The organism is Dysgonomonas sp. BGC7 (assembly GCF_001261735.1).
Lineage (GTDB): Bacteria > Bacteroidota > Bacteroidia > Bacteroidales > Dysgonomonadaceae > Dysgonomonas.
Window position 1 is genome coordinate 160,290 of sequence record NZ_CVRP01000009.1, and the last position, 24,953, is coordinate 185,242.

At 37.9% G+C, this 24,953-nt stretch carries 13 protein-coding genes and 1 pseudogene; all 14 read right to left on the minus strand.

Features of this window, described 5'->3' with window-relative positions; genetic code table 11:
* Positions 1-141 precede the first annotated feature (141 nt).
* Positions 142-1,365: a DUF5009 domain-containing protein gene (locus BGC7_RS09245; RefSeq protein WP_050701297.1), complete on the minus strand. Its 1,224-nt coding sequence runs from the start codon at positions 1,363-1,365 to the stop codon at positions 142-144.
* Between the two features lie 15 nt (positions 1,366-1,380).
* On the minus strand, positions 1,381-2,196 hold the full coding sequence (locus BGC7_RS09250) for a ThuA domain-containing protein (RefSeq protein ID WP_050701298.1): 816 nt from the start codon (positions 2,194-2,196) through the stop codon (positions 1,381-1,383).
* A 53-nt stretch (positions 2,197-2,249) separates the two neighbouring features.
* Positions 2,250-4,103, minus strand: a pseudogene (locus BGC7_RS18325) (glycosyl hydrolase family 18 protein).
* 286 nt (positions 4,104-4,389) lie between these two features.
* Positions 4,390-4,908, minus strand: a complete 519-nt coding sequence (locus BGC7_RS18160; protein WP_255351463.1) for an ROK family protein — start codon at positions 4,906-4,908, stop codon at positions 4,390-4,392.
* On the minus strand, positions 4,886-5,383 hold the full coding sequence (locus BGC7_RS18165; RefSeq protein WP_255351464.1) for an ROK family protein: 498 nt from the start codon (positions 5,381-5,383) through the stop codon (positions 4,886-4,888). Before BGC7_RS18165 ends, BGC7_RS18160 begins: the two co-directional genes overlap by 23 nt.
* Positions 5,384-5,481: 98 nt before the next feature.
* On the minus strand, positions 5,482-6,726 hold the full coding sequence (locus BGC7_RS18035) for a glycoside hydrolase family 5 protein (RefSeq protein WP_050701301.1): 1,245 nt from the start codon (positions 6,724-6,726) through the stop codon (positions 5,482-5,484).
* Between the two features lie 21 nt (positions 6,727-6,747).
* The gene (locus tag BGC7_RS18040) at positions 6,748-9,069 is read right to left on the minus strand and encodes an alginate lyase family protein (RefSeq protein WP_050701302.1); all 2,322 of its coding nucleotides are present in this window, start codon (positions 9,067-9,069) and stop codon (positions 6,748-6,750) included.
* A gap of 220 nt (positions 9,070-9,289) precedes the next feature.
* Complete coding sequence (locus tag BGC7_RS09280; RefSeq protein WP_050701303.1) at positions 9,290-11,263, minus strand: RagB/SusD family nutrient uptake outer membrane protein; 1,974 nt, start codon at positions 11,261-11,263, stop codon at positions 9,290-9,292.
* Between the two features lie 16 nt (positions 11,264-11,279).
* Positions 11,280-14,534, minus strand: coding sequence for a SusC/RagA family TonB-linked outer membrane protein (locus BGC7_RS09285; RefSeq protein WP_242034328.1), 3,255 nt, complete (start codon positions 14,532-14,534; stop codon positions 11,280-11,282).
* Positions 14,535-14,570: 36 nt separating this feature from the next.
* A complete protein-coding gene (locus BGC7_RS09290; RefSeq protein ID WP_082206600.1) occupies positions 14,571-15,896 on the minus strand; it encodes a DUF5125 domain-containing protein in 1,326 nt (441 codons plus the stop codon).
* 43 nt (positions 15,897-15,939) lie between these two features.
* On the minus strand, positions 15,940-17,505 hold the full coding sequence (locus BGC7_RS09295) for a glycoside hydrolase family 30 protein (protein ID WP_082206602.1): 1,566 nt from the start codon (positions 17,503-17,505) through the stop codon (positions 15,940-15,942).
* 291 nt (positions 17,506-17,796) lie between these two features.
* Positions 17,797-19,446, minus strand: a complete 1,650-nt coding sequence (locus BGC7_RS09300) for a DUF6377 domain-containing protein (protein ID WP_050701305.1) — start codon at positions 19,444-19,446, stop codon at positions 17,797-17,799.
* A gap of 597 nt (positions 19,447-20,043) precedes the next feature.
* On the minus strand, positions 20,044-24,291 hold the full coding sequence (locus BGC7_RS09305) for an acyl-CoA dehydratase activase (protein WP_050701306.1): 4,248 nt from the start codon (positions 24,289-24,291) through the stop codon (positions 20,044-20,046).
* Positions 24,288-24,941 carry a TetR/AcrR family transcriptional regulator gene (locus BGC7_RS09310; protein ID WP_050701307.1) on the minus strand — a complete coding sequence of 218 codons (654 nt, stop codon included), beginning with the start codon at positions 24,939-24,941 and terminating at the stop codon, positions 24,288-24,290. Before BGC7_RS09310 ends, BGC7_RS09305 begins: the two co-directional genes overlap by 4 nt.
* Positions 24,942-24,953: the final 12 nt, after the last annotated feature.

Genomic DNA, 24,953 nt, shown 5'->3' on the forward strand with positions numbered 1-24,953 from the left:
TAGAAATATCAGATTATGCGATAATGTTAGATAGATTATCTTTCAACATACTACTTTAGTTTTTTGCTATACGATATAGCATCCAATAAGGAGCTGTCTGAGAAGATAGCTCTTTATTTTTTTTGAGGAGGATTTATATATTTATATTTTCAGTTTTACTCCAGCTCTATTTAATAGTGCAGTTATACCAATCGATAGCAGCGAGAAAAATAAGCATTTAAGTATGCCAAAAGGATATTTGAGTACAGTATCGGGCAACTGGAAGTCTGCAAGATAGAATGCCGAATAAAGGATATAAGGGACTAAATAGCATGTTAGAGTAGCTGTTCCCGCAGGTTTGATCATGTTGAACCATGATACTTTGCCTTTTTCGACAAGCCAATATATTAAAGTATAAGTTGTGATGGCAATAGCTGTACAGTAAAATAACCAAGGAGGTGTTTCCTGTAGTTTCGATACTATCCAGATCCTATTGGAAAAGAATCCGACTAAGAAGAGTAACATTATTACGCTTGCGGATATGATTATTTCTTTCTTACCTAATCTATTGCTATATCTTGCTACTACTACAGATAGTATAATACCTCCTATTGTAAATGCGGGCAAAGCTCCATTGCCTATGTGGAAAATGTTTAGCATTTGATCTAAAAAATTACCGTGAGGTAAATCGAGTAGTGCTCCTCCCACTTTCATTTCCGATTTAAGAATGCACCATACTACTAGAAAGAACCATACCGGTAGCAGATATTTTAGCCTGTCGCGTGTAAATAGATAAGTAAAGGCACATATAAGATATGTCCATCCTATCAAACCCAAAATACCCCACCAACGGGAAGAGAAAATTCCTCCATCATCATCGCGGAATATAATTGCTAAATATAACAGAAATAGAACACCTCCAATCTTAAGTATAGAGAATACATGTGTTAGTCTTTTATTCTCAGTTTTAGGATAGATGTTCCATATGAGGAGGAAAGCAACGACCATCAGTATCCTGTATGTTGCTATGTTTAGCCCTGTTGCTTGAGATACTCCCGATTCTGTATTAACAATGAAAACGCCCATGATAAGTAATGCCAGTGTACGGGTGAGTATATGAGCAACTGTACTCACACCCGATATCCTCTTGCTAAATCTCTGTTCGATAGCGTAAGGAATTGACATGCCCACAACGAAAAGGAAACAAGGAAAAACTATATCTGCAAACCCTAACATGTCCTGATTATACTCGGCATGACCCAGCCAGCCCGGTTCGCCTTTAATTGTCCACAGGTCGTTTACAAAAATCATTAATAACATGATCAAAGCTCTAAATATATCTATAGCTATATTCCTTTGCGTAAAATCGGTCTTATTTGTAATCATATAGATTGCTTCGTATTATTGGTTAAAAGGATCTCCTTTTGAATTTTTGCTTACTACCCATCTAAATGCATTAATAAATAATAACTTCTGGGTAGCATCGGTGAACTCATCATCTCCATGTCCCATATTCAGATAGATCATTCTATATTTTTTGTTTGTCCATACTACAGGAAAATCTCCAAATCTGATTACATCTTTTATACCCAAAGGATAATTGTCTGGAGAGATGGAAAGTAATACCTCTACGTCCTTGTTCTTTCTTGGACTTGGATTCCATTGATACCATTCGCTTTCTGGTGCAATAAAAGATAATGGCAAGCTTTTAGTTATAGGATGGTTTGTATTATCCACAGTCAACTTCACTGGCTGTGGAGGCCAATTATTACAGTAAAATACTCCTCCTCCCAGAAATTGGACAAGCCATGGCCAATTGATATTTTTATCGTTGTATGCGGCTGCATGAAATCCAACCCAACCTCCGCCATTCTCCATATATTTTTGGAAAGCTTCACGCTCTTTGGGTGCAGATGGGGCTACATTAAGCATTACTATTACATCATATTCCTTTAGTTTCTCATAAGGATATTGTGAAAAGTCTGTTGTAATATCCAAATTAAACCCCTTTCCATAATTGAGCCTTTTAAAAAACTCTACGCCTTGTTCGGCAAATTTTACGTGTGCTTCCTCTGCATGTGTAGTATAATAGACTAGCGCATTGAATCGTGGTTCTTTTGCATAATTGGCGGGATATTCAATTTCCTTTTGTGCATACAATAAAAAAGGAAGCAAGAGAAATATTGAAATAAAAGAGGCTAGTTTTCCTGTTCTCATGGTTATAAATATTTATAGGTTATGTAAATATGTTTTGTATCGGAAAATATGACTCACCTTTCGGATGCCCATAATATGGCATTTGAAAACATATTGATAAAGTCTTTAGAATCGAATAATGTTTTAGAATGCCCCATTAGGAAATATATATTGCGTGCTTTCATCTTCTGATTAGTCCATATAGCAGGATGATCTCCCATCTTTATATCAGAGTAGGGTGTATATGTAGACTCGTCTACACTGGCCAAAACATGAACATTCGCCCTAGGACTCTTATCGAAGGTGTACCATTCGTCGTCAGGGATAATGAATGATTTGTTTACATCATTCATTACCGGATGCAATGTGTCTTCCACATTTACGGTAGCAGTAGCCAAAGGCGCAATGTAGTTTTTGAAACGGATACCTCCCATAAAGTCAGAGAACCATTGCCACATAGGATATTCGTCAAATTCACCTAACAGAGTAGCATGATGGAGGCCTATCCATCCGCCTTTTCCTTCCTCTATATATTTGATAAAAGCTGATTCTGCATCTTTGATCCATGTGTAAGGCGGAAAGTCTAATTGAATAATTAACTTATATTGAGAAAGAGACTCTTCGTTAATTCGGTCTGTATTATTTATTTCTGTGTATTCAAAATTGTTCTCTTTGGCAAAAGAGTCAAGCCATTTCATCCCTGCATCGGTGAATTCGCCATGCTGCCCTCCTCTTTCTGTTAGTATCAGAATTTTGAGAGGTTTGGTATTTTCTGCTTCTTGTGCATTGCAGCAGATAATTGTTACTGAAAAAAATATGAGTAAGGCATAGATTTTTTTCATGTTGTTTTTGTTTTAAATTTGACTATCGTCCGTCTCTCTTATAATAGTGCAGTTAAATTAAAGATTTAATCCATTATACACCGCTTTACGCAGAGTTCCCTCGTCATCATCTCCTGCATAGTCCCAATACATGGCTCCTAACATTCCATGTTCTTTGATGTACTTGCATTTGATGCTGATAGAACGAGCGTCGTCATAGCCACAAACAAACGGAACGGAGTCGCTACTAAGATACGGAGCTTTTGCCTCATCGTCCCACTTGGTAGTGTAGCCGTTAAGAGCAATAATGTTTCTATAGTTACTGAAATTTCCTATTTCCTTTTTTCCTCTGCCATAAAAAGGAATTCCCATCACCAACTTATTTAATGATACTCCCATGTTTACATGGGCTTTTACTGCTTCATCTACAGAGGTTCCTCCTGTATGTTTCGATCTGTACAGACCAGAATGATGAAAAGGAGGACTACCCATGTCATAAGACATGATGTTTACAAAATTGATATAAGAGCCTATTCCTCTAAAATCAATATATCTTGCATTGGCTACTGTGGCGAGGGTTAGCAATTTATTTTCACCTATTTCTTCCCGTATATATTTCATCATCAACGTGAAATTATCTTTGTCTGCCGGAGAAGACGAGATGCCGGCCATATCAGTAGTAGGATATTCCCAGTCGATGTCAATGCCATCAAGAGCAAATTCATCAATTACTCGTTTGCAGTCTTTTGCAAATGAACGTCGAAAATGTTCGTCTGCTGCCATTTCGCTAAAGCGTCCGCTTCCCCATCCTCCTATAGATAGAATGATCTTCAATGATGGCTTTTGTATCTTTAACTCGACTAGCTGCCTCAGCCTATTTTCATTGTCTATACGCACTCCATCGAATGTGTTGTTTACATGGCCAAAAGCATAATTGATGTGTGTGATATAGTTCGGATCAGGTATTATACTACTCCATGATGTCACATAGGCCAATACTATTTTTTCTTCGTTTCTATTAATTACATTGCCAGCCGTTTTATTCGATGTACATGCGAAGGCAAAGTATAATATTATGATTAAAGTGGTTGTTTTTAAGTATTTCATAATCTTTTACTGTTTGTATTATTAATGCCGATCAGTAGTTGTTTTTATTTAAAACAATTCTTTATCTAGCTTCTGGAAAATGTAATTTTAACTAAAACCTGACAAAGTTGGACATATTTCAAGCCCCTCTTCGTCTCCCCGAAGGGGAGAAACAGCTGACGCTAGAAATTTATTCCACTTGTGCTAACTGTTGACACTGCTAGCTTCCCCAGTTTATATTTCCCTCTTGGCTTTGCCTAAGCCTCTCCTTTGGGGAGGTTGGAGGGGCTTTTATATAGATAAATTTTTATTGAGCATTAGAAGATTTTAGTTCGGTTCTTTTGTATACAGAATATTCCTCCGAAGCAACCGCAGCCGCCCCTAGCAGACCTGCTATATTCGGATCCAGTTGATTCAGAACTATTACATTTGTAACAAAACGGGTAGCCGTTTTATTCAACCTATCGAGTATTTTGGAATATAGGAATCCATCGGAAATAATACTGCCTCCGAGTATTACCATATCGGGATCGCTTACACGTATAAGATTCATTATGAGATTTACTATTGCGGTTATTGCATTGTTAGCCAGACGGACACATAGTTCATCATTTTGCTGGTATAGAAAGAATATCTCTTTAGTATCAACTTTTATGTTTTCGTCTTGAGGAATATAAAGTTGTGTTTTGTGAGAAGAACTTAGGATGCGAGCCGACTTATTCAGCCCCGATCCTGTTGCAACAAGTTCTACACAATCTTTACTTCCACAGCTACACTTGATACCAACTTCCACACCCGAATTACTATGAGCTACTTTCTCCTGCATCAAATTGGTTACCTCTAATGAGCTGCCCGTTTATAACAAATCCGGCAGTAATGCTCGAACTGATATTTAAGTATATGAAATTGTTTGAACAAGTTCCGTATTTCCACTTCTTAATAGCTCTTGTTATACTTTTCACATTATTATCTATAAAGCAAGGTATTTTAAATGCTTTGGTAATATCCTCAGCAAGATGAATAGAATGGGTGCGTTTGGAATGCGTTTGCAGCCAAATTCCGTTTTCATGGTCTACGCATCCCATTAATCCAATTCCTATGCAAACAGGGCGTGTCTCAGTATACCACCCTACAGTAGAGATATAGTCTTCTAAAGATCTCTTGATAATTGAAAAGGCTGATATTTGATCTATATATCCGGTTTCGTACCTTTTCGAATTGAGTATTTTCCCTTTGGAATTAACTTCTCCTATCAAGAGTTTTGCTGCTCCTAGATCGAGAGCTAGGTATGTATCGTTCATAATATCTCTACATTTGTTTGTGCTAATAGTGAAGCACAAGCGCAAGCACTTACTAAGAAACTTGTTATTCTTATCATTCTATATTCTATTTTGTTACATCACTCGGATTTTAGTCCTAATGCATTGATATATTCTTTTTGTATTACAATCTTCTCTAATCTTGAATTGTCGATAAAAGCTTGCATTGCTTTCCATGCTTCCTCCTGATTTGGGCGGGCTTCTCGTATTTCCTTGTAAGTACTTCGTGGAGCTTCGGAAAACGCTTTTATCTTATCCCATCCTTCGGGTTCTTGGATGCCTACAAAGGAAGAATCGTGTATTTTTTTATATGGCCAGAATGTCCAGCCGATATTGTTATCTTCCATCGTTTTACAAAATGTTGACATCCACTGGGCTGTGTTATGTCCTATTTCTCCCATATACATTGGTAGGTTGACGCTGTCACGGAAGTTTATAAAGTTTTTAATTGCCTCAGGAGTAGGCTCTCCTCCATAGCGATGGCATGTGTACATAATTTTGTTGTCAAACTTGGAATCTTTAAATGGCTTAAAGTTCCCATTCCATTGTGAGCCTCCTAACAGGATAATATGATTCTGATTTACTTCGCGAATAGCTGCTGCTCCCAGTTTATAAATATCTTCCAGTTTATCGTTCAGTTCTTCCATATTGTTGAAGTAAGGAGCAATGGGTTCGTTAAATAATTCGAAACCTAATATTGTCGGCTCATTTTTATAATAATCAGCAATTTTTCGCCAAATGTCACAATATAGCTTTTGACTGGCTTGGCTTTCGAAAAGCCAAGGATAACCATAACTATCATCTATGTTGTCTCCTGTTTGTCCGCCCGGAGCATTGTGCATATCCAAAATGAGGTATAGTCCTTCTTGTTTGCACCAACTAATGAGTGTATCTATACGGGTAAAACCATCCTGATTCACTGTTAATCCCATATAATCTTCATCGGTGAATAGTTTGTAATGGAACGGCAAACGTATGGTATTACTCCCGGTTTGTTTGATAAAATGGATATCTTCTTGTGTGATGTAGCTGTTTTTGAAAGATTTCCAGAATTCTTCGGTGCGATCGGGCCCTACGAGCTGACAAAACATCTCATTGATAAAACGGGCAGAACTAGCCTTGTTAAAACCAAACATATAGCCTTCAGGGTTCAGCCAGTTACCAAGATTTGTTCCTTTGATAAAAAGTTTTTCTCCGTTGGGCATGATTAAGTTATGCCCATCTATACGGACGAATGTATTAGGTAAAACTTGTTCTTCGCTCGTAGCTTGTTGACATGATAATAAAGCAACGGCTATTGTGATTGTGCTTAATATTCTCTTCATAATGTTTAGTGTTATATAATTTTATTTATTCAAATTTTTTCGTCTTAATAGGGCTTCCAGAAAATAATAGTCGGCGTAACTTATTGGTACATCTATTTCGTCTCCTCCCGGATGGTGTCCTGTAGAGTGAAGCAAAAGAAAGCCATACATTGTTTTGGGATCTGATTTGTAATGACTGATTAGATTATTTATAATCGTATCGCCCCATCTTTTATACTTGTTGCTGTTTGTCTCAGAATATTTTGATAGTTCGTATAAAGCTGATGCGATAATACATGCCGTAGAAGCATCGCGAGGTGCATTTGGTATCGAAGGGTCATTAAAGTCCCAATAAGGGATTAAGTCTTTAGGAAGGTTAGGGTGCGAAAATATGAAATTGGTAATATTTTCAGCTAGCTGCAGATATTCGGTTCTTCTGGTATATCTGTACGACATTGTGAATCCGTAAATAGCCCAAGCTTGTCCTCGTGCCCAAGCAGATTGATCGGCGTATCCCTGATGTGTTTGTTTCAGTCGAGGAAGTCCTGATATGCTATCATAGTCTACAACATGGAACGATGAATAATCTTCTCTGAAATGGTTTTTAAGAGTCGTCATAGCATGTGCATCTGCTATCTGATAAAAAGAACTGTCTCCGGTCATCTTTGTAGTTTCGAAAAGGAGTTCCAGATTCATCATATTATCTATAATAACTGGATATTGCCATTCTTTCTGGTTGAAATCCCATGAACGTATAGAGCCTATTTTCTTATTGAAGCGTAACGATAATGTTTTGGCCGCTTGTACTATTACGTCTTTATATTCAGGGCTTCCTGTTAGTCGGTACCCATTGCCAAATGAATTAAAAATCTTAAAGCCGACATCATGTGACGTTCTGTCAAACTTCTCATTTTCTATTAACATAGAGTGTTTATTGGCTCTCTCTTTCCATTTTTCGTCTTTTGTATATTCATACATAAACCACAGAGAACCGGGAAAGAATCCCGAGCACCAGTCCCGGGGATTTACCATGCGCAGATGTCCGTTCTTGTCTATTGATCGGGGACTTACTAAGTTTTTCTTTTGAGCCTCTTTCATAGCTTCAGCGATGCAAGTAAAAGCATAGTCGAATTGTATGCCGGCAAAGGAGAATATTTCTTTTATCGGATCAACTGTGCCATATAACAGTCTATTTCTGTCGGTTGCATCTTGCTTACTATATGTCTTATAGATAGTAGAATAATCTTTACGAGTAGAGTCTAAATCTAAAATGCGATAAATATTATTGCAAACATCCTGTTGTTTTGCTTCCCATCCGCTTATTTGTTTATAAGGCCATTCCGATACATCTTTGCCTAAGAAAGAAATAAGATAATCCATTGCTTTATAAAAACTTCTTCCATCGGGTGATTCGACTTTGTATAATTCTTCTCCAATTCTTTTTGCAGTGGCAAACAGGTCTATCATATGGCTGAGATTATACTCGGAATAGTGATAGGCTAAGGTACGCCACAACTCATGAGGTTGTTTTCCGTCAGGTTCTATTTGTGTGAAAATCCTCTTTTCAGGGAAAGCCTCAATTATCTTTTTAGCTTCATCTATTTTTTTCGAAAAAAGGAGATAGGTGACTAATTGTGAATCATATGCTGTAGCATGATTATTTTTCATTTCATTTTCTTTTTTTCCTAGAGGGCTTGTCTGAAGCCAATAGGCGAATTCTGCAAACCAATTCTGCAAATCGGTTTTGTCTTGTTTTGTAAAATTTGCCGAACCTTCTAATAACTGAACGCTACTTAGCATGGCTACAAAAGAGTAGGAATCGATTAACCCCTCCGGTCTGCCTTTAGATCCGTCTCTGCCGGGAACAAATTGAGAGTAATTGAGGTTGGGATTCATTTTCGTTTCTTTATTCAGAAACCAAGTTCGGAGTAACTCTATGGCTTTTGTTGCATAGCGCTCTTCTTCACTATAGAAGTAAGCTAAAGCCAAGGTGTTGACAGCATTGCACATATCTCCCAAAGAGTTTCTGTCATACTGATTAAGTTCAGGATTGGATTGTCCGTCTTTATATATGTAGGGTAAATGATTGTTTGTATCAGGGTTAGGCCACCAATAACGGCTCAGACTCACATAATCGTGTCTGTTTCCATTGGGAGCAATTGATTTTTTATAGGTAACCGAATAGGTTCCTTCCGAAAGCTTTGTATCGGCCTGCTGTATGAGCAGTCCGTATGCGTTAAAATATGCCAGTGATTTCACATCGGCTTTTATGCTTTCTAGTTTTTCTCTATTCCACAGCCATTGAGCATGGGCATTCAGTGAAAAACAAATAGTTGTAATAATGATTATATATATTCTATTCATACCTAAATAGTTATTGATAGTTTACCATAGCTTTCTCAACTTTATTTCGTTGATAAATGATTTTCCCGATTGAGCTTTTAATTCGACTTTTATTTCTTTATTTAGATATGCATCTTTATTTTACCTTTTAAGAGAATAACAGGGGGCTCAGCCCCCTGTCGCTTCCCGAAATCCATTTACTATGCTATTCGCATTATATAGAACCCAATCTTCTCTTGTTTTATTTTGCAGGTGGCTCAAGAGCTTCACCCCAAAGAGGATTTTGAACTAACAGGCGGCTCTTACTTATTTCATTTTGAGGAACAGGATACCAATACATTTCTTTCTTCCATGTACGGCTCTCGATTTGTACTTTGGTGAAAAAAGATGTAGGGCTCCCTATTGGCTGATCGGCATAACCTTTCATATTCATTCCATTAAATAAAGTGATATCCCCTTCCACTTCACGGTTTGCTTCAGTCGGTTCGCAAATCATCCATCTGCGCATATCGAACCAACGTTGCCCTTCGGCCAGTAATTCGACACGGCGCTCACGATAGATAGCTTTACGCTGTTTTTGCTGATCACCTATGATTCCAGTCTTTTTACCTTCTGCTTGTAACTCTCCATATCCCATGATGCCAGCTCTTTCTCTAATTTTATCGACATATTCAATAATTCTGGAATCGGAAGGGTTTATTTCATTCAATACTTCTGCGTAATAGAGATAAAAATCTGCTAAACGAAAAAGGATAGATGGACGGGCGAAGCTCTTGAGGTCGCCACTGGCTCCACTCCACAGCACTTGTCTGTTTTTTAGCTTATAAAGAAGGTAACCTCCTCTGGGACTATTGTCGTTCGATCCATCAGATGGTTGTCCTACAGCAAAGCCTATCTGATAGTTCGCATTATTGTTGGGCTGTTTGTGCCAGCTTTTTCCTTGATAGGCCACTGCTGCATAGAAGCGTGCTTCTCTGTTTGCATACATGTTGAATATGTTGGTATCGGTACGCTTGCTAGTATTACATGGATTGACAACTCCTGTAAATCCGTCTTTGCGGTAGCCTGATCCTGAATCATTTATATCCAATCCATTATTCATAAAGAATGCGTCTACTGTTTCTTGTGATACGCCTATATTGCCATAACAAGAATAAATATCCCGAGGGGTAGAACGTTTTTCAGCAGCATGTTCTGTGCTATAATCATTTTGAGCTGTAGCCCATAAGATTTCGTCGTTGTATGATTGGTAAAGCTCATATACAGATAAGTCTGCGTCGATACCTCCATTCGAATTTAGCTTGATATACAGCTTATGTCCTTGGGCTTCGGCAAATGTCAATAGATCTTCAAGCCTTTGTTTTGCTATATCCCATTTATTAGGATCTTTGTCGGGGAATAGGCGTGTTCCGTCAAAATTAGTTAGAGAGAGAGCTTCAGGAAAACCTCCATTGAATAAAGGAGATGCTGCATATACCCATAACTTTGCACGTAGTGCCATTGCTGCGACTTTGGTCGGACGTACAACTTCGTTGAGGTTGTAAGCATTACTTCCCGCTGGTTTTTCCCAGTCCCATATCGATTTTGGAATATATGGAGAATCAATGACTTCTACTAGCAGGTCGTCTATATATTTTATTACATCATCTAGTGGAGCACGGGCAAAGTCGATGTTTTTAGACTCTGTATTTGTTATCTCAGTGACAATTGGAACAGGCCCGTAGAGTTCGAACAATGAAAAGTAAGCATATGCCATTAGAAATTTCGCTTCCATTTTCATTTTGTTCACATCTGCTTCACGGAGCGAAGTGGATTCGTTCGGATTTCCTATCGGTTTGGCTCTTTCAATAAAGATCATAGCTTGGCGGATATATTGGTATTGAGTTGACCAACGATGCAGATTGGCACTTGAAGCATTGTAACCTTGTACAAGTAAATTCTTGGCAGGGCCATTATTCTGCATTATCTCTCCGGATATACCCGACCATGGATTCTTCATTCCGCTTGCAGAGCTTGATCCATTTTCTGAGTATTCACATATGGCATTAAATATATTACCGTGCCATCTTTTAGTATAAGTCGTGTTCTCGAAAACCTTATCTATGGTGAGGTTGTCGGATAGTTCTCCTGATACATCCAGATAATCGCTACAAGAAGAGAAAAAGATAGCTCCCGTTGCAATTATTGATAGGAATATTTTATTTATTGTTTTCATATAATATCATATTTATTTAAAATGTAACATCTAAACCTAGTGTCCAGCTGGCACTCATCGGATATTTTGCTCCCGAACGGGCATCACGTAACTCAGGATCCCAGAATTTTATATTATCCCATGTATGTAGATTCTGTCCTTGTACATAAAGGCGTATTCCTTCGAGTTTTACTTTTTGTACTAACTTTTTTTCGAAAGTGTAACCAAATTCTATGTTTTTCAGACGTAAGAAGCTTGCATCGCGATGCCACCATGTACTCCATTCCAGATTGTTTGAGAAAGATGTTGAATGTAGCCTTGGATAAATTACATCCTGATTGTAAGGATCTTCTGATCTCCATCGGTTAAGGCCTTCGGTGCGTACCGATTGATATTCTACACCTCTTACAAAAGGAACAAAGTTTTCTACTTTGTTTAGTAAGTTTGCTGACACATTGGTAACTCCTTGAAAAAATACTCCGACATTAAAGCCTTTCCATTCTGCGTTCAGTCCGAATCCGTAAACAATGCCCGGAGAAGATGACGGGTAGAACCCATTGTCGTAAGTTCTGTCATAGGTGTCTATAACTCCGTCTCCATTGAGGTCTCTATACTTTATATCTCCCGGAGAAACTATGGCTCCCGGTACAGGAAGGCCTTCTTTCAGTTTATATGTTTGTTTCTTAGAATGAGGGTCCGTTGTAATAATAAAATCATCGGGAGTATATAATCCTTCTGCTATATAGAGAAGTGGCTGACCAATACTGTTTCCTGTATATTGCTGATACTTGTATACCTGAGGTATTTCGTCATATTCTATAACTTTATTTTTAGTATATGTAATATTACCTCTGGCAGCCAAAGAAACATTACCTATTTCGTGACGAACAACCAGACTGGCATCAATACCTTGATTTTCGGTTTTGCCAAAGTTTTGCATTGGACTTACACGAAGTCCGGCTGCTGAAGGTATTGTATTGCGACGCATTAATATGGCATGGCGGTTGTTTCTGAAATAGTCGATTCCTAAATCAACTTTTCCTCTTAATAGGCCTAAGTCCATCCCTAGATTAAACTTATCCTCTATTTCCCATTTCAGTAAAGGAGTAGCATAATCACTCTCAACGATTCCGTTACCTGGATTGTTTGTACCTCCGCCTCCTGATCCTTGAGTGATTCCGAGAGGATAGCCTGAAGCACCTTCATTTACTTTTTCACGATATGGGAAACGTGATAAATCATTCGACAATTGGTCGTTACCTGTTCTACCGTAAGAAACTCTGAATCTTAATTTGCTAAGTGTATTCTCGGCACTTTTCATAAAACTTTCCTGACTTACAGTCCATGCTGCCCCTACAGCCGGGAAGAAACCCCAACGATGCCCTTTTGCAAAATTTTCACTACCTGTCATCCCAAAGCTAGCTTCCAGATAATATCTGTTGTCGAAACCATAAGTACCACGGGCAACAACGCTTTGTTTGCGGTATGGAAGCATTTCTATGCCATTATCTCGTCTTTGATACTGAGATTCTTTCTGATTATAGAGGATTAAGCCTGTAACGGCATGCTTTTCTGCAAATAAGCGGTCATAGTTCAAAGATGTTTCCAGATATATCTTTTTCTCTCCCGAACTGGCAGATGATGTTGGGTTTGCTAAGGCTGATCCGGCTTTTATTTGTTTTAAGATTAGTTTCCCATCGGCATCTCTTCCTTCGGCAAAGAAGGATTGGGCTTCTTTAGCTCTGTCGATACGTCCTTGTGTAAAAGAATCGAAACTTACAGCACCTTTCCATGATAAACCTTTGGTAATAATATCTAGTTTTTGTTCAAGGCCAACTCGAGTCTGAACGGTAACTTCCCAGTTTTTAGTATATCCTACGTTGTTTAGCAGGTTGTAAGGGTTTGCTCTTTCGGCATTCACATCCGTATTCAGAGGATGATCCGAAAAAGTTCCATCAGAATAGACCATTGGTATCAAGTATGTTGGAAAAATGGTGAAGGCACTGAATAATCGGTCGGCACTACTTCGAGGTGCATTTTGCTGAACGTAGAAGCCACTCATGTCTACCGACATTTTTGTAGTTTTTGTTATATCCATATCTATGTTGGATCTTAGATTATAACGTTCATATTTCAGATTTGCATCATAATCTTCGATCGGGTTTCCTTTATATATCCCATCTTCGGTATAGTATGCTCCTGATACAAAGAACCTGACTTTGTCTCCTCCTCCTCTGAAATTGATTGTATAACGGCTAGTATATGTATGGTCTTTTAAGAGATCCATCCAGTTTGTATTTGGATATAGATCAGGATCTGCTCCTGTACGGTATTTTTCAAGTGTTTCGTCAGAGAAAGGAGCAACCCAGTCTCTCAGAGGATTTCCGTCATCATTCCATCTCGCTTCATTATATAAGTTGAGCGTACGGTAAGAATCCAATATTTCGGGGAGGCGAATAGGTGTTTTCATTGTTTGTTCCATATTGAAACTTATTGCTGTCTTTTGGGCTTTACCTCGCTTTGTTGTTACTAAGACAACTCCATTTGCTCCTTCTGCACCGTAGACTGCTGTTGCAGCAGCATCTTTCAACACTGTAAAAGTTTCGATTTCATCTACAGGGATATTGCTGAAACTTCCTCTGGGAACTCCATCTACTACAATAAGAGGATTGGTGCCTCCGGCAAAGGAGCTTACCCCACGAATCCAAAAATTGGAATCATCATACCCCGGTTCACCGGATGGTTGTATTGCTATAACGCCGGCTATTTGCCCGGCTATACTGTTGGCTAAACTACGCCCTGTAACAGCCAACTCTTTAGATGTTACAGTATTAATAGCCGATACAACACTTTCTTTTTTCTGTTGTCCATATCCGATAATAACTACATCTTCTAAATCGACTGAAGATTCTACCATGCGGATATTAATAGAAGTTTCTCCTTTTTTTATTTCGCGGGTTTCGGTATTGAATCCAATATAGGTGAATTCTAAACTTTTTCCTTCGGGTACTCTTATCGAGTAGCGTCCCTCTAAATCTGTCATGACTCCGGTAGTTGTTCCCTTTACGGACACTGTAACTCCGATCAGAGGATTGCCATCACCGTCGGTTACCAGACCTGTTATAGTAATTGCCGATTGAGCAGTTTCTTTTATTTCTGATATTTCGTTTCTATCGGAAATGGCATATACGCTGTTTGCACTGCAAAATACAGATGCCGTAACCAATATCATTGTTTTGAATATGGATTTGTGCTTGTATCTTACTGCATTTATTATTTCTGATATTTTCATATATGATTTCATATTGATATTATTAGATAAGTTTGCTTAATTTTCTTCAGTAACAGTTGCTGTTGTCGGTAAGCTTGAGGTATTTACGGTAAATACATATTTTCTGCCCGAGACAAGTGTTTTTCCGGATTTTAGCCTGATGTTACCATCAGCAGCAGGAGTTTCGAACAAATCGCTTACTACACTAATCTTGTCTCGGGTAAATTCTACGCCAAATCCCCTTTGATAGAAGAATTTCATATTAACACCCGATGCAGAGCCTCTCAGTGTGGTTCCTGCAATAAACTTTATCTGGAATATTCCATTACCAAGCGGTGCCGCAGCTATACCTTTGCTTTCGCTCCAGTTAATGTTGTTTCGGGCATAAGACGGATTCCCAACATAAGCATCTCCAAGTATCCATATTGTGCCATCTTTGGTAGTAGGGTTAAATACAGCAAGAGTGCTACCTACCATTGGTTCTATTCTGAAATATTTCAGATTGGCATCAGCTGTTATGCGGTATTTTCCATTTTTGGCTCGCAGGGTGAATGAACCGTCTCCATTTTTGTCGAGGAATGTAGGATCTATCCACCAGTCTTTCAGATCGGGATATCCTCCGATTACAATATTCTGATTTTGTGTAAATTCATTTTCTATAATACTTAGGCCATTTGATGGTGCAGAAAAAGGAATACCTCCAAAGGATGGTGGTACAAATGGTTTGCCTTCGTAAGAGAGTGTATTGAATGAAATACCATAGCTTCCGACAGCATCGCTAAGAAAAGGAATAGAGTCAATCTGATTCTCTTTTATTACTCTGTTCTCTTTTACCCAGCCGAAGCCAATTTCATTTCCGAACTCTCCATATGCAGGGGCAACGATAAGAGCGGGCATATATTGGGCAGGAAATACTTCGTTTGCTACATAAAGGTGTTCGTTCGTAGAGCTGGGGTTCATTTTGTATTCTCTTGATTTTGTCTTTAATATCAGATAAGGATATTTAGGGCGAGTGAGATTTATATCTACTGTAGAAGCAATAAAATCAAACTCTCGATTTTTTATAATAAACTTTATCTGAGCAGTACCATCAGGTATATTTCCAAGAAGAGGAATAAATAATTTATCCGAATACTTGCCGGGATTATTTGCCGGAATAAAAGTTTCGGAAACCAAAACATCGCCGTAGTAAAGCGAGGCTTTGATTTTGTTTAGCGGTTCGTTTCCATCTACTGTTACCGAGAAAGGGATACTGTCTCCGAAATGAGCAGAAGATGCTATTTCGTAGGATACCAGATTTGGTATTTTATCCTTATCGTCGTCGCAAGACACGAAACAAAAGAGGACCGCAAGCATTAAAATAAAAAGTGTGCATTTTTTCATAATAAATTTTGGTCTTTAGTGATTAAAAAATTTGAGGTTCTATTTATTTAAGCCATTTATATGAACTTATGGACTTTGCAGGAACTTCGTAGGAAAAGTGATTTTTGCCATCACTGACAGTTATCTTTTTGTTGTCACTGTTTTTATTCATTAAGACGAAAGCATATGTTCCATCTGTATTTTCAAAGGCAGAATAGATAATATTCTCTCCCAGATATCCTGTAGTACCTATTCGTGTGGCGCTGGGTTTTACAACAGATGAGAGGTGCCCTATGATATAGTAATGAGAATTTCGTGTAATTGTCTTAAAGCCCGGAACACTGATATCCACAGCACCATAGCATGTTTTGCATCCTCCTTCGCGCCATGGTCCTCTTGAAGAGTCGAGCATAAGATTCCATACTATTACAGCTTTGCACCAGTTATTTACGGTTCCTAATGCCACATTTTCCATATCGCCAAGAAGACGCGAATTCAGATCCTGCCCGTTGTTCCATGTGCCTATAGACGTTTCTGTGAATATCAATTCCTTATCGGGTCGTTTGTTATGGATATTGACAAGTTCGCTACGACTTCCACCATAGTCGTGATAGGCGGCTCCGGCGATATACTTATCAGCTTCTGTGTCTTCATATATTCTGAGAGGATAGCTCTTTTGACTTGCTATATTGTCATAGTTGTAATTGTGGTCGAAAGTATAAATCAGTGTTTTTATTCCGGCTGCCTCAAACTTAGGACCTAATGCCGTTTTAATAAAATCGCGCTGTTCTTCCCACCCCATATACAGAGATGCGGAGTTTTTCCTGTTTAATGGCTCATTTTGGGGTGTTATAGCAGTGATGTTAATTCCTTCCTTTTCGAAGGCTTTGATCCATTTTACAAAGTATGTTGCATAATCCTCATAATATTTAGGATTAAGCTGTCCGCTTGTCCATGAATTGTATGGCTGTAAATCAGAGAGATTATTCACCTTCATCCAACGAGGAGGTGTCCATGGAGAACCAAGTATTTTTATTGTAGGATTGATTTTAATTATTTCTTTAAGAATTGGTATAACGTAGTCTTTTTCTTCGCTTTGTAGCGCGAAATTTTCGATACCTTCTTTGTCGCAACAGGTATATTCACTTAATGAGAAATCGGAACAGCCTATTGATATACGGATATAGCTATAGCCCAGCCCCTCCTTAGAATGGAATGTCTCTTTTAAAAACTTGTTGCGATTTTCTGAAGTCATTTGTAGTAGATTGAAGCATGTAGAACCCGTTATGGCAGCTCCAAACCCATCCATTTGCTGATATCTTTCCGAAGGATTGAGTGTAATTGTATTGGGCAACATATTGGTTTTATTCCCAAAACCTACAGTGGTTTTGAATAAATCTTTTGATCTGTTGTTGGTAGTTACAAGTATATCTACGTCTTTACCTATGGTATTTGTCTCTTCTTCTTTGGCATTTCCTCCATGAGGATCAGAGTTCTCTGCACATCCCGGTAAGGAGAAGCACAAGAATAGTAAAAGAATCAGAAGTTTTTTTGAAGTATAGTTTAACAGACAGATAGTTTCCGTAACGAGTAATAGTGATTTTAATGAAACACTTTTTTGTTGTATCATATGTATTAGATTTAATGGTATATTTCTAAAATATTCTGCTTAGATATATTTCAGTGCAAACATATTTACTTAGAAAAATCAAAAAACTGATAAAACAAAAAAAGTGAATTGTTAAATTGTCTAATTGGCTGTATATTTGTGTTTTGTTATTTCTGTAGTATTTGTAATAAGTGGATAGTGTATAAATTATTAATAGTGATTTTGTAGAATAAATCTGTATATATAAGAAAAATCCGGCATGCTAAGTACCGGATTTCTAATCGTTATCTTTGTTTTTGTAAGTTCTTGGGGTTATCCATTAAATGTACCTATCTTTTTTACAGTCCACTCAAAATCTTCTCTCGATATTTTTGACTTATTTTTAATTTTAGCCCGGTAATTATATATTGTATTTACAGAATATCCCAGAAAATTAGCGATTTTGGTGCTGTCGTCTATTCCCAAACGCATAAGAGCATATATACGAAGTTCTGTATTTAATACTTCTCCTTTTTTCAGAACTATTTTTTCATCGTTCTGCAACAAGGCATTAAATTTATCTACAAAGTCCGGATACAGATGGATAAACATATTATCGAAATTGTTGAAAAACTCTCTGAGCTCTTCCTCTTTAAGATCGTTGTTTTTCGTTACTTTAAAGAGGTTTTCAATTTCTTTATTTTGTATTTTTTTATTTACCATCTTTCTGTATTCATCCATCTTTTCGATATATTTTGAACATTGATCGAGAAAATAGCCAATGTATTCTTCTTTAATATAGTTTGCCTCGGTAACTTCTACATTTACATTTTTCAGATTATTATTCATATTATGTAATTTCTGATTCAATGTATTTAATTCTGTATTTGTCTCTTTTAACCGTTTACTGATCAATTCTCCTTTCTTCATTTGTTTGTAGACATAGCATACCGATATGATGAGGAGTATTAATAGTACAGTGGCTATTATGAGTAAAATACGGAGGCTTTCTCTTTGTTCATTGCTTTTGGTTTGATATGCCTTATCGATAATAGATTGAATGTTTAGAATTTCGGAACTCCTTATACGGGTGTTATAATCGTTAATATTATCCAGCGAAAATCTGACATATGTATAGGCTCGGTTTATATCGCCTTCTTTCATTAGTATATCTGCCAGCATAGAAATGGATGCATTGTCCTTTATTGATGACTGTATATCGGAAAGGGCTGATAAGATTAAATATTTTTTTTCCTGATCTTGATCTCCTTTTTTTCTATATAATAGAGACCGGTGAAAGGTTATCAGTGCATATCCAGGTGTTCCTTTCTTGATATATTGTAAGCGCTTGTTGTTTAATTCGAGAGCCTCATCTATTTTCCCTTTTTCTCGAAGTATACCCTCATTTAGTCTGAGTGATATTTCGGAATCTTTATTCGCCAGATTAAGTATAGAGTCTCTATATTCATTACTCCTTTGCCAGTAGCGCCATCGATCTCTACTATTTTGAGTGTACATACCAAGGCCAGAATAGATTTGGCGATAATTTGAGTAGTATTCTATTAACTGAGGTTTGTCTAAATATATTTTTTTAATGTTTGCTATAACGTCTATGGCCTCTTTATACATGCCTAAGCCGGCAAATAGCTCAGACATGGTGATTGACGTTTCATTTAGCTTTTGCTGATCGTTTAGCGAATATGAAATATCCATGTTATAATTGAGGTATTTTATAGCAGAGTCGGATATATACGACTTGTATTCATTGTAGATAGCAAAGTTAGATGAGTATGTCTTATTCACTGATGCTATATTTCTAATTCTCTCAGTTTTTAATTCATCTATTTTGGCTTCTTTAAGCTCGACATATAATGCACTATTTTTTATTTTGTTGTCAAGATCCCGAAACAATAAGTCTATTTCATTTTGGGCTGTGATACTATGAATACAAAATAAGAGAAGAAAACTTAGTAAAATTCTCATACTTATAGAATATTAAAAGGTTCGATCTTTTATCGAAGATATTTAAGGTTTACTTATGGTATTTCGTTCGGTTCGCTAAGATATAAAATAATATCTATCAGATATGAAAGAGAAAATAGATACAATAATTCTTTTAAGCACTTGTTGTATCTACGGTATAGAAAAATTAGGAGAGAATTACTTTCTCCATTTTGATTTTCTTTCTCTTTTTACAATTTATTATTTGGAATAATATAGCGTGTATTTTTCAAATAGTTTAGTCTTTAAACTACAGAACTGTTGTTTCTTTATTTGAAGGGAGCGTTTAGTGGGATTTCTATTCAGCCATTTAAATAATTCTAGAAACTCCTATTTTCAATATATAGAATAAAAAATCCCTGACTATCAAAAAGAAGGTCAAGGATTTGCTTTTTTTCGTTGTCTCACTAAGATTCGAACTTAGACAGGCAGAACCAAAATCTGCAGTGCTACCATTACACCATGAGACAATCCTGTTACCTTAAAAAGGCGGTACAAAAGTATAAGTTTTTTGTGAATAAACAAAAAAATAACACACTTTTTCCTTTTTGGGCATAAAATCAGCCTCTTAAAGCTTTCTTATATCATAAAATGCAGGCGGTTTTGAAGATTTACTTCAGCTATTCCTCCATCTATATCCAGATATAGAATATTCATATCAGGGTATATTTCTTTTATTCGCTTTTCTACACCCTTAGCTACAATGTGATTTGCTATACATCCGAAAGGTTGCAAACAAACTACTTTATTCACTCCTTTACGAGCATAGTGAGCTATTTCTCCGGGGATTAGCCAGCCTTCTCCAAATTGGTTGGATAAGCTCAGAACCTCTGATGCAGCTTCGGCTTTTGCATATATAGACTCCGATGCTTCGTAAAACTTGAACTTACTTAATATCTTCTCAGACTTTTTCACCTTACTGTTTATGTAATGCCAGATAAGTGGTTTCAACGTTTTGGAAAAAATTGTTTCTTCCGAAAGTCCGTTCTCTGCGTTTACCTTGCTATTTACAAAGAACTGCATAAGGAAGTCGAGCAGAGGCGGGGTAGATACCTCTACACTTTTAGAACGAAGCCATTCCGAGATATTAGCTTGCGCGTAATTATTATATTTGACAAATATCTCGCCAATAAGCCCGACTTTCGAATAGTTTCTGTCATATATAGCCACATCGTTAAAATCTTGCACAGCCTCGTTCAGCAGACGGAATAAAGTTTTAGGATTCTTCGCTCGCACGGCGTCTATACCGCGCTCTATGTAGAAGTCGAAAACAGCCTGAGATGCTCCTTCTTTTTTCTCTCTCACCGATATGGCACTATGCATTTGCTGAAGCCCGTCTCCATAAAGGACTAGCGGAACAGCCAGCTTTGCAATTTTTTTCCAATCAAGAGAGAACTCACTTTCGCCGTTCTGATATGTCTCGCCTGAGCTAAGGGCTATGATCGGAATATCATTGAATCCTGCATTTTGTATTCCTGTTTTTATTTGAGCTATATAATTCGTTGCACGGCATTGCCCACCAGTTTGGGTTATAGCCAATACAATATCTTTCACATCGTAGTTTCCAGACTGTAAAGTGTTGATTATATCGCCAAGAATTAATGTTGAAGGATAACACACTTCATTGTTTCCGTACATCAATCCGAGGTCAGCCGATATTTTATTCGATTTGGGCAGATTCTCTACTTTTATCCCAAGCAGTTCTCCCAATGCCGGAGCAAATGGAGAAATAAAGTCGCACAACCAAGGTATTAATACTGTTTTTTTGCTATCTGTCGCTTTTTTATACGGGACAGAATAACCCTGATATAATTTTGCAGGCTTAATGTCTATTGATTTGACGGCTTTCAAAGATTCTACGAGCGAACGCAATCGCAATCGGATTGAGCCGGGACTTGCTATTTCATCTATACGGAGAACTGTTATATTTTTTCCTACAGCTTTAAGGATTTCACGGGTTTCGTCCATAAAGAATGAATCCGGGCCGCATCCGAAAGAGTTGAGTTGTATCAGTTGTACATTCTGAGGGAGTTTGGCTACTTCCATAGCTGCTTGCACCACTCTGTTGGGATACGACCATTGCGAGATAATATTCAACTTGCCAAAGCCCTGACTTTCGGGCTTACGGAATACATCGTCAGTTAATACAGTAACTCCAAGATCGGAAAGTATTTGCCCTACTTTCTGATGAATAAGAGGATCGGTGTGATATGGACGGCCTGCAACAACAAATACAAGCTCTCCTGTCTTTAAGGATTGGTCTAGTATTTCTTTCTGGAATCCATAAAGATCTTGTTTCAATCCATTTTTTACAGCTAGAGCTTTGGTAAAAGCTTTTTCAAAAACTGATTTTGATACTCCAAGGCTTGACAGATAAGTATAACATCCCTTTGCTAAAGCTTTATCGCTGCTAAAAGTAATTACGGGTTCGTCGTATGGTATACCATGTCTATTTTCGGGGTCTATAGAGCTTTGTATAACATCGGGATAGCCACTTACTACAGGACAGTTGAACGAATTGGATGCTTGTCCGAATTCTTTTTCCTCCTTGGGAACAATAGGGTAGAATATTCTATCCACCTTTTGTTCTATCAATGCCAGAATATGCCCATGTACAAGCTTCGCCGGAAAGCAAATATTGTCTGACATTACTCCGCCTACTCCTTTTTGGTATAGAGGGAAAGTGGACTCGGGAGACAGGCGGACATTGAATCCACACTCTGACAATAATGTATGCCAAAACGGATAGTTGTCGAACATATTCAGCACACGCGGAATGCCTATAGTGCGCCCTCGTTCTATGTTTTCGGCATTAACAGGTCGGTCGAAAAGGACTTCGTTTTTTCTGTCGAAGGCATTATAGCCGGGCTTTCTGTCTGTATTCTTATTGTAAAATACTTTCTCACATTTGTTTCCTGCATAGCTGATATTCCCATTGTTGAACTTGAAGCGGAGTACCGAGCAAAGATTGGTACAACCTTTACAGGTAAGTTCTCTCGAATCTATTGTGCTGAGATCGAACAGGGCTTCTTTTCCTGAGAAAGTAGTAACTTCCTGTCCTTTTTGCCATAGCTTCTGTGCATATAATGCAGCTCCTAATGCTCCCATCAGCTCAGGGTGATCGGTAGAACTGACCGATTTGCCGGAAAGCATCTCCAAAGCACGATAAACAGCATCGTTGCGGAATGTTCCTCCTTGCACTACAATGTGGTTTCCCAGCTGATTGAGATTAGATATTTTGAGAACCTTAAATAAGCAGTTCTTGACTACAGAGTATGCCAACCCTGCTGCAATATCATCATTTCCTGCATTCTCCCTCAAAGATTGTTTAACCTTAGAGTTCATGAAAACGGTGCAACGAGAGCCCAGATCGCTAGGATATTTAGCTAAACATGCGGAACGGGTAAACTCTGCCAAAGTCATGTTCATTGTATTGGCAAAGTTTTGAAGAAATGATCCGCAGCCGGCAGAGCAGGCCTCATTTAGTTCTATATTTGAGATTAAGCCATTGCTGATAAATATAGATTTGATGTCTTGTCCTCCAATATCGAGCACAAAGGAAACGTTAGGGTCTACATATTGTGCACCCGAAAGGTGGGCTATTGTTTCTACAATTCCATAATCGAGCCCCAATGCGGACTTCATCAGGTCTTCTCCATAGCCGGTGGCAGCAGAGGAAAGAAACTTGATCTTTACACCTTTTTCTTCGGCTTCTTTATAAAATAAGGATAGGCCTTCCATCACTTTTTTCAGAGGATTGCCTTCGTTATTTCCATAAAATTTGTAGATAATATTAGAATCGGAGTCCATTACAACAACTTTGGAGGTAGTAGACCCTGAGTCGATACCAAGAAAGCATTCAACATATTTTTCATTTCCTAGCTTCTTAAATGCCAGAGATTTTATACTTCTGTTGCTATTCCATGCAGAATATTCTTCTTCGTTGCTGAATAATGGTTCTAAAGCTTCGCTGTGGTTGGATGTGGTGGATATTTCCAGATTTTCTATTAGTTCACTAAGATTGAAGTTACGAGCTTTTTCTTCTTTGTAAAGAGCAGCGCCCCATGCCGGAAAGTATTCTCCGTTTTCGGGGACGATGAAGTCAGAATCTTCTATTTTTAGTATATCCCTAAACGCATTGCGAAGAGCAGGTATAAATGTGAGAGGCCCACCAATACAGATGACTTTAGGTACAACATCGCATCCACGAGCCAGAGTGGTCACCGACTGCAATGCTACTGCATGCAAAATAGATGCAGAAATGTCTGCAACGGGAATATTGCGACTGATAAGGTTTTGTACATCGGTTTTGGCAAATACGCCACAACGAGATGCAATAGGATATATCTTGTCATAATTAAGAGCTTTTGACCCTAATTCCTCGATGGGAATATTCATCAGACTTGCCATCTGATCTATGAAAGCCCCTGTTCCTCCTGCGCAACTTCCATTCATGCGGATGTCGGGATGTTTGCCTTCGCTAAAAAATACCATCTTGGCATCCTCTCCGCCTAAATCGATAAGAGTGTGTGCACCCGAATATACATTTTTAACGACTTCTACGGCGGCTACCACTTCTTGTACAAAAGGTATTCCGATACGTTCCCCTATTCCCATACCGGCCGAACCGGAAATGTGTATGTCAAAAGATGCTTCGGGAAACAGCTCTTTTGTTTTTTTTAGTTCGGTAACTAACGTTTGTTGTATATTGGCCTGATGACGGCAATAAGATTTATGTATGATTTGTAAATTACTGTCCAAAACAACAACCTTTACCGTTGTCGATCCTACATCGACTCCCATCTTATATTGTTGATCTATATTCATTGCAGTGTAGATATTGAGTTTTGTTTATTATCGCAAGGTTTTAATGCGTTTATTGTAAATTCGATTACGTATTTTTCGTGATTGGCAATCAATTCATCATAGGTGTTTCGGGGGATTTCCATGAGTGTCATTGCCATATTGCCAAAGATGAACGGAAACATGCACATAGATAAAATATTTAATAAGAAGTCGGCAGCAGGAGTTTCTCTGATAGTCCCTTTCTTCACCTCTTCTTCTATGCGTGCTTCTATTTTACTGAACGAATTATATGGATTACGCTTTCTTATGCGCTGAGTTAATCCATCAGGGTTTAGAGCAACTTCATTCAAAATGAAAGCTGCTATTTGTGGATATTCGAATAGCAATTCGTAGTATGTATGTATCCATGTTTCTACGAGTTCCAGAAATGGAAGATCGGAGGTAATTGTGTCAAAAATCCTTTTTGTAAAAATGTCCAGAGCATCTTCGAATATAATTTCGAAGAGGTTGTACTTCGAAGTAAAGTAATAGTTGACCATTGCCACATTTGTGCCGGATGCTTTGGCTATGTCGCGTACACTTGTTCCTTTAAATCCGTTTTTGATAAAAAGAGTTTGTGCTTCTTTTAATATTTTCTGTTTTACCTCAGGGGAGGTGTCATTATTAAACATGTGTTCTAAACG

What these genes read in the sequence shown, in the direction of transcription:
- BGC7_RS09290 (WP_082206600.1), bottom strand. Translation starts at nt 15,896, where the DNA reads ATGAAAAAATGCACACTTTTTATTTTAATGCTTGCGGTCCTCTTTTGT.
- BGC7_RS18165 (WP_255351464.1), bottom strand. Translation starts at nt 5,383, where the DNA reads ATGAACGATACATACCTAGCTCTCGATCTAGGAGCAGCAAAACTCTTG.
- BGC7_RS09245 (WP_050701297.1), bottom strand. Translation starts at nt 1,365, where the DNA reads ATGATTACAAATAAGACCGATTTTACGCAAAGGAATATAGCTATAGAT.
- BGC7_RS09310 (WP_050701307.1), bottom strand. Translation starts at nt 24,941, where the DNA reads ATGTTTAATAATGACACCTCCCCTGAGGTAAAACAGAAAATATTAAAA.
- BGC7_RS18035 (WP_050701301.1), bottom strand. Translation starts at nt 6,726, where the DNA reads ATGAAGAGAATATTAAGCACAATCACAATAGCCGTTGCTTTATTATCA.
- BGC7_RS09250 (WP_050701298.1), bottom strand. Translation starts at nt 2,196, where the DNA reads ATGAGAACAGGAAAACTAGCCTCTTTTATTTCAATATTTCTCTTGCTT.
- BGC7_RS09280 (WP_050701303.1), bottom strand. Translation starts at nt 11,263, where the DNA reads ATGAAAACAATAAATAAAATATTCCTATCAATAATTGCAACGGGAGCT.
- BGC7_RS09300 (WP_050701305.1), bottom strand. Translation starts at nt 19,446, where the DNA reads ATGAGAATTTTACTAAGTTTTCTTCTCTTATTTTGTATTCATAGTATC.
- BGC7_RS09295 (WP_082206602.1), bottom strand. Translation starts at nt 17,505, where the DNA reads ATGATACAACAAAAAAGTGTTTCATTAAAATCACTATTACTCGTTACG.
- BGC7_RS18160 (WP_255351463.1), bottom strand. Translation starts at nt 4,908, where the DNA reads ATGCAGGAGAAAGTAGCTCATAGTAATTCGGGTGTGGAAGTTGGTATC.
- BGC7_RS09305 (WP_050701306.1), bottom strand. Translation starts at nt 24,291, where the DNA reads ATGAATATAGATCAACAATATAAGATGGGAGTCGATGTAGGATCGACA.
- BGC7_RS09285 (WP_242034328.1), bottom strand. Translation starts at nt 14,534, where the DNA reads ATGAAAATATCAGAAATAATAAATGCAGTAAGATACAAGCACAAATCC.
- BGC7_RS18040 (WP_050701302.1), bottom strand. Translation starts at nt 9,069, where the DNA reads ATGAATAGAATATATATAATCATTATTACAACTATTTGTTTTTCACTG.